The 2372-nt window shown below is 45.7% G+C and carries 1 protein-coding gene; it reads right to left on the reverse strand.

What is annotated here, in order from left to right; translation table 11 throughout:
• Positions 1-2372 (reverse strand): type VI secretion system Vgr family protein (locus FTU80_RS16275; protein WP_180086116.1); only part of this gene is annotated, 2372 nt, incomplete at both ends.

The following is a 2372-nucleotide window of genomic DNA, read 5'->3' on the forward strand; positions in this document are numbered from 1 at the left end:
ATTTTTTTGCTCGCTTTGATTTCAACTTTATCTTCCGTGGAAATAATTTGAATACCTTTTCGGGCAATCAAATCTGCCCCATCTCCTTGGGCTTGGATTTCAACTTTGCCTTTGCCTGCATAAGCTCTTAATCCCTCTTGTGCTGCAAATAGACTGATCTTGCTTTGTGCATGGGCAATTAAGGATTTTTGACTGCTGATATTGATGCTATCGCCTGCACTTTGGCTGATCTGCCCATCGGCTGAAAGATGAATATCTTCCTGACTACTCACAACAATTGAGTTTGGTGCAGATAAAATCATTAAGGCTTGTTTAAAAGCGTCGGCTTTTTCTTTACTCCCTTTTTCGATTTGGCCAAGGAAGTTTTTCAGGTTATCTAAGACTTCAAGTGGGTCAGTTTGTTGATTTTTCGCCACTTCACTTAAAGCTTTACTGCTGTTTAAGTTGGCTTCGATTTGATCTTTTGCAGCTTGTGCGTCGAGGTGCATTGCCGCTGCTTGTTGTTGTGAGTGTGTGCTGACAAGGAGCCCTTGTCCTGCTCGTACTGCGCCCCATTGGTCGGTTCTCAGTTCAAAGCCTTCCCCTCGTCCTGCACTTGCTGCGGTTTCTTTGGGATGACTGAGGTTACCGAGGTTGAGCTGGGTGGCACCATGGGTACTTTGTAATTGTGTCGAAATTTGTCCTGTGGTGTCATCAAAGCGCAGTTGTCCAAAGCCTTCACCTTGGACTTCCTTACTTTTTATTCCAGCCAGTTTTTTGGTCTCAGGTAGTTTGCCTTTACTATCAAATTGGGTCGGACTGCGCTGTGCTTCATGTATACGCCCCACCACAAATGGACGGTCGATGTTGCCGTCAAAGAAATCGATGACCACGATTTCATTAATGCGCGGTAAGAAGCGTGCGCCATAACCTTCGCCTGCCCATGGGGTAAGCACATCGACCCATGCAGAATCTGTGTCATTGTCATTACTGCCTGCACCACCATCATGGCTGTGGTCATCTCCACGGGTAAATAAGAAGCGGACTTTGATACGCCCCCATTCATCGACATGTATTTCTTCACCACTTGGCCCGACAACTTTAGCCCGTTGCGGATGGGTGCTTGGACGGTGTTCGAGTGGGTTATATGCAGGAACCGTCGCAATATTGCGGCGTTGTAATGTGAGCTGATTGGCCTGACGCTCGGTCTGTTCATGGATCGGTTTAATATTCCACTGGCTTTGTTCAATCAGTTGATTGACTTGTTCAGAGAGGTCTTTAGGTAAGTTATTTTGGTTATAGAATTTCTTTTCTGTGATTAAAAATTGTTTGTCTGCACCACTGTGTTGATCGATTTCTGGGTGTTCATTCAGTTCAAACCAATAACCCACTTGGGTATCACGCACAGTCGATTGTGCACTGAATTTTTTCGATTGTAGCTCGTGATAGCGCGTTAGGTTTTGATTCAATTTTTCAATTTGGCTATTGGATGAAGCGGTAGCTTGGTCTTCGCCTTTTAAATCTTGCATCCATGCAGGGCTGATATGCCATGCTTGCTCCAAACTTAAGCTGGCATTGTCTTGGCTTTGGCTATGCTGATGTTTGCTTTGAACTGAACCTGCGCCTTCTTCTTGGTTCAGTCCATCGGCTTGCCAGCGCTGTACATGGACCGCAGTCGGTTGAATGCTACGCTCACCGATCAAGCTGGTGATGCTGTCTTGTTTTTCTGTGGCGCTAGAGCGATGAAAGCGGATACTACGACGGCTGAGCGCTTGATATTGGCTATTGTCATCAATCAGGCGGAGTTTTTGTTTTTCAATTGGCGCTGAGGAATGCGGCACTTTCAACTGTGCTTCATCGATGAGCCAGTTAATGCCTTCACTGCGCCAAAGTCGCGTTAAAAAGTCATAATCGCTTTCATTCGATTGCATGATGAACGGTCGGACATCATAGTTCTGACTTAAACCGCTTAGATCAAGCGTTAGACTGGCAGCAAAAAGCGGACTTTTGCATTGCCATTCTTTAAAAAGAGTCTCACTAACATCACGCACTGATTTATTCATAAACACACGGCTGTTGCGGCGCTTATGCCACAGCGATGTTGCATCTTCTAAAGTGAGTTTATACAGCGTGAGTGAACCGTCACTCTGCCCTTGGGTGGCTTCGGTAATAATACCCGTGGTACGGAAGAGTTCGCCCTGATCGGTCACTTGATCAACGGCGACTTGTGCGCCAATAAATTGTTTTAATGGAATAAGGGCATTAGTAGATAGGCAAATCAAAGTCGCTTGCAGGCCTTGGTTTAAGACATGCTCCCCATCAATACGTTGAATAAAAAGCTCATCATTCAACGCAGGGTTGGAGAATTGCACATGAATGGCACGTTTTTGGGC

The sequence above is a fragment of the Acinetobacter sp. YH12145 genome (assembly GCF_013418335.1).
GTDB lineage: Bacteria > Pseudomonadota > Gammaproteobacteria > Pseudomonadales > Moraxellaceae > Acinetobacter > Acinetobacter amyesii.